The following is a 3692-nucleotide window of genomic DNA, read 5'->3' as shown; positions in this document are numbered from 1 at the left end:
AATGTTTTGACGTACCTCATGCCTCTGTGAAAGATTTTTGTATCTGTTTCGTAAAGATCCACTGAATCATATCTTCCGTAACCTAAATCTTTCATAAGACGATCTATTTCTTTCGCTATTTCTGTTTCGTCTTTCCGTGTGTCTGCTTTTGAAAATATGCTTAGTTGGAACCGTACCTCACTTGCTGCCGAATGGTTGTCTCTGTACTCCTGGTCCCTATTTGTAATCTCTGAAAATACAACCCTGGGGAATGCGGCCACATCATCTGCCACAAGGTTATGAAAACCACCCGTGACAAGCTGCTTTAACTCTTTGTTTTTTATTAACGCTGCACTCAATTCTTTCTTTGCATCAAGGCTCATTTAATAGGTTTCAGGGAAACCCTTCTCCGTCTTTAAGTGTATCTAACCAGTTGTATCCGTCTTGGTTTGTCATCATGATAGCTCCTGGGGATACAAGGGGATCAAGTGTGACATTTAAAGCTTTTTTAATTCCATCCAATCCCTCAATCTCTACTTTTTTCAAAGATTCAATCACTTCCAGGCTCATTTAATAGGTGCCGTGATAATTCTTTCCATGATCTTCACAGCTTGTCCCTCCCCTTCAATTGCACTTTTTTCAATGAAAGGATGCGGCGGCATTTTAGACGTGCCCCATTCTAAAAAGCGACCTCTGTAAGCGACTTTTCTATTTGGTCCAACGGTTATAAACAGCTCACCGTCTTTGGATTCTCTTGCAGCTGAAACAGTGATGTTATCGACCATGTGAGGCTGATTTTTTGAACTCTTATTCACGTTACGTTTTTGGTGCTCTGCTATTACTTCTCCACCAGCTTTAAGGGCAATCTTTTCAGCTTTTTCGACGTCGTCACCTATCTTGTTGAAATATCTCGTTAGATCTTCGAACCCTTCTATATCCATATCAGCCATTTATGCCGACCTCATTACAAGTGACTTCAAGTCGTTTCTTTTTGTTTTCTATGTCGTTATAATCCATTACATCGAAAGTGCGGTATGTTGGCTCTCCTGCGTCATCGGTTCCCGTTTGGTGAAGGATTCGCATATCTTGTTTAACGTCTTCACGATATCTAATTGTGATTTTCTTTGGTGACTTTACGCCTAACGCACCAGCCACAAGCGTGTCTGACTTTGAGCCGGAAAATCCTTCAATTGAACCAGAATATTGCTTGCTTCAACGATATTTCCGATCACATAATGTGCAGTTGCGAAGATGGTTTTGGTCAAAAGACGCGCGTCAATACCATTATCAAATTCTTCTGCAGTAAACTTGTTTCCGAACACTTTACAATAAAAAACAGAAACCTGTTCTTACTTTGAGCCGGAGGATCCTTCAATTTCACCCCATGTCTCAAAAACATTTTCATAGGTTTCATTCCAATTCAGCTCGTCATCCTGCACCCTTTTCTTTACTTGGAAGATTAACCTCCGATTCAATTTGCTTATCTTCTTCATTACCTTTCACATCCACATATCGAAGTTGAGTCAGCAAAGCATGAACAGTAAAAGGGATGTTTGAGCCGGAAACACCTGACTCATACATCCCTCTGTTTTCGTACCAATGCTCGACTAACATCCCTACTACAAGTTCAAATTGAGCGTTACCTTCTGTATAACGCCCTATTCCGTTTCTGATATATTCCTTTGCTGCAGTAATTAAGGTTTTAAGCAAGGCGTCATCTTGGTCGGTATCAACTTTTAAATATTCATCTTTCAGCATTTTTAAATCCATAAGACCGCCTACTTATTCTGTATTTTCTTTACCCTCAAGTTGGTCGACTCTCGACTCTAAATCAGTGATCATTTTTTGTACTTCGGAATTGATGTTCTCCCACTTGACACTACCTTTACCGATTGTCCGTGAGTTTACAGAACCATCGCCTAAATGATCGTTCTTGATAGCCCCTGTTTCAATTACTGCGGGATCTCCTTTGTCTCCTTTTGGGCCTTGAGGGCCAGTATCACCTTTAGGACCTTGTTCACCTTGCATCCCTTGAATGAAAAGAGGATTTTCTTTGCTGCTGCAAATTCTAAAACACCACCGATGACAGTTCGATCCCCGCCATCAGTGGTGTAATTTTTTGTTGTATATCCCATCGTGTCCTCCTTATTGGATCGTAATTTGTCCAAATACTACCGCTTCGTCATCCCATTTTCGGACGTCTTCTCGTTCAATTGCTCTGACTTTCGTAGTGTTTGTTTCGAAGGCCCCTGCTCCTACGTCTGTAGAAGCAATTGATTGTTGTTCGCGGTCAAATAGAACGATTGCTTCTTTTAAATTACCGATGATGATTGGTGCTTTACCCTTTTGTGTTTTCAAGACTTTGTTAGAAATACTTACAACAGGTCGGCCATCAAAAAGTTTCTTTGTTGGATCTGTAGGATCTGGCTGCATTAAATATTTACCTTCTCCGTCTTTAAGTGTATCTAACCAGTTGTATCCGTCTTGGTTTGTCATCATGATAGCTCCTGGGGATACAAGGGGATCAAGTGTGACATTTAAAGCTTTTTTAATTCCATCCAATCCCTCAATCTCTACTTTTTTCAAAGATTCAATCACTTCCAAAATCAGGCTATTACGGGTGACAACTGACTTTTTTGCAAACCAGTTAGCGACATATCGCATAATTGCTTGATCAGAGTCGCTTAACATTGAATTTGATAAGGTCATGATGCCTCCAAAATCCTCAATAGCATAATTCATTTTTGTGAATTTTGGCTGATCAGACTCAGGTAATTCCTCTAATTCTTCGAGACGGGCAAACGGCACCATATCAGAATTCTTTTCTAACAAACGTGATCCTGATCGGCCCGTAACAGGTTCAACCGTTACATATTGCTCAAGTGGTTCATATGTTCGTTTAAGTTCATGGATTAGCCTTCCAATGTCTTCAGGAATCAAAATCCCGCCGTCTTCATCATTTTTGCCTGACATTGCTCTGAATTCCTCACTGTCCAAAAGGTCACGCTCTTCATCGGTAAGTCTTTTTCCTCTTAATTTCTTTATAAAAGTCTTACGGTATTGCTGCTGCCTTTCTTCTTTATCTCCTTCGCTTCCCTTCCGTCCCTCCGGGTTGCGTTCTAGCTCCGGCACAAAATTTTCACCGCCAGGTAAATCAGGCACGTTCAGTGAGCGTCCTTCTACCATCAATTCAATTTGATTTTTAAGCTCTCTCACTTCATCAAGAAGCTGACGCGCTTCATCGTTTTTTCCTTCTGCTAGTGCTTTATCTGCTTCTTCTTTCTTTCGCGTAAACTGCTGACGTAATTCAATTTCTTTTTTAGACATTTTTATTTTTCCTCCTCATAGAACGCAAAAAAGCCTTACTCTGGAAGATCAAGGCTTAATAGCTCCAATTCAATTTTTAAAGTTTCATCTGTTGGTGTGCTTCGTTGTTCTTTCATTTCTTCTACTTTCTCTAAACTGCGGGCACCTACCTTTAAGACCTATGCCATCTATTTCGAGTTCAAGCCGCCCTGACTCCCCTGAAACGGTATTTCTCGCTAGGGGAAAATCCTCTCGGTGGTTAAAAAGTGCAATGACGTTTGATAGGTCGGTAGATTCTAAGGCGCTTCTACTGATAATTTCTTTGAACCACCCCAAACGCTCGGACCATTTTTCAAATTTCAAAGCATAGCCTTCCACATATTCGGATTGTCCCTCACAATCGGACC

At 40.8% G+C, this 3692-nt stretch carries 8 protein-coding genes and 2 pseudogenes; all 10 read right to left on the bottom strand.

Translation table 11 applies throughout. From position 1 onward, the window contains the following. On the bottom strand, positions 1 to 362 hold a 362-nt coding region (gene gp17 / locus BA70_RS18595; protein WP_034325218.1), incomplete at its 3' end, for a tail completion protein gp17. A gap of 10 nt (positions 363 to 372) precedes the next feature. Next, the gene (locus tag BA70_RS20100) at positions 373 to 525 is read right to left on the bottom strand and encodes a phage major capsid protein (protein WP_239646717.1); all 153 of its coding nucleotides are present in this window, start codon (positions 523 to 525) and stop codon (positions 373 to 375) included. Positions 526 to 545: 20 nt separating this feature from the next. Beyond that, positions 546 to 929, bottom strand: a complete 384-nt coding sequence (locus BA70_RS18590) for an HK97-gp10 family putative phage morphogenesis protein (RefSeq protein ID WP_034325216.1) — start codon at positions 927 to 929, stop codon at positions 546 to 548. After that, positions 922 to 1170: a phage head completion protein gene (locus BA70_RS18585; protein WP_078061774.1), complete on the bottom strand. Its 249-nt coding sequence runs from the start codon at positions 1168 to 1170 to the stop codon at positions 922 to 924. Before BA70_RS18585 ends, BA70_RS18590 begins: the two co-directional genes overlap by 8 nt. Next, positions 1119 to 1307 (bottom strand): annotated as a pseudogene (gene gpG / locus BA70_RS21040) (phage tail assembly chaperone G); the annotation flags it as partial. The pseudogene gpG and the gene BA70_RS18585, both read right to left, overlap by 52 nt. Before the next feature lie 21 nt (positions 1308 to 1328). Further along, positions 1329 to 1472, bottom strand: coding sequence for a phage head completion protein (locus tag BA70_RS19170; protein WP_239646715.1), 144 nt, complete (start codon positions 1470 to 1472; stop codon positions 1329 to 1331). Continuing rightward, positions 1408 to 1749 carry a head-tail connector protein gene (locus BA70_RS18575; protein WP_034325214.1) on the bottom strand — a complete coding sequence of 114 codons (342 nt, stop codon included), beginning with the start codon at positions 1747 to 1749 and terminating at the stop codon, positions 1408 to 1410. The genes BA70_RS19170 and BA70_RS18575 overlap by 65 nt, the downstream gene beginning before the upstream one ends. Before the next feature lie 182 nt (positions 1750 to 1931). Then, the gene (locus BA70_RS20220) at positions 1932 to 2114 is read right to left on the bottom strand and encodes a hypothetical protein (RefSeq protein WP_051691199.1); all 183 of its coding nucleotides are present in this window, start codon (positions 2112 to 2114) and stop codon (positions 1932 to 1934) included. A 10-nt stretch (positions 2115 to 2124) separates the two neighbouring features. Further along, complete coding sequence (locus BA70_RS18565; protein WP_034325213.1) at positions 2125 to 3306, bottom strand: phage major capsid protein; 1182 nt, start codon at positions 3304 to 3306, stop codon at positions 2125 to 2127. A gap of 144 nt (positions 3307 to 3450) precedes the next feature. Then, positions 3451 to 3663 (bottom strand): annotated as a pseudogene (locus BA70_RS21035) (HK97 family phage prohead protease); the annotation flags it as partial. Positions 3664 to 3692: the final 29 nt, after the last annotated feature.

The sequence above is a fragment of the Bacillus zhangzhouensis genome, assembly GCF_000715205.1.
GTDB lineage: Bacteria > Bacillota > Bacilli > Bacillales > Bacillaceae > Bacillus > Bacillus zhangzhouensis.
Note: the sequence above shows the minus strand (reverse complement) of the source record. Positions and strands in the feature narration are given on the sequence as shown.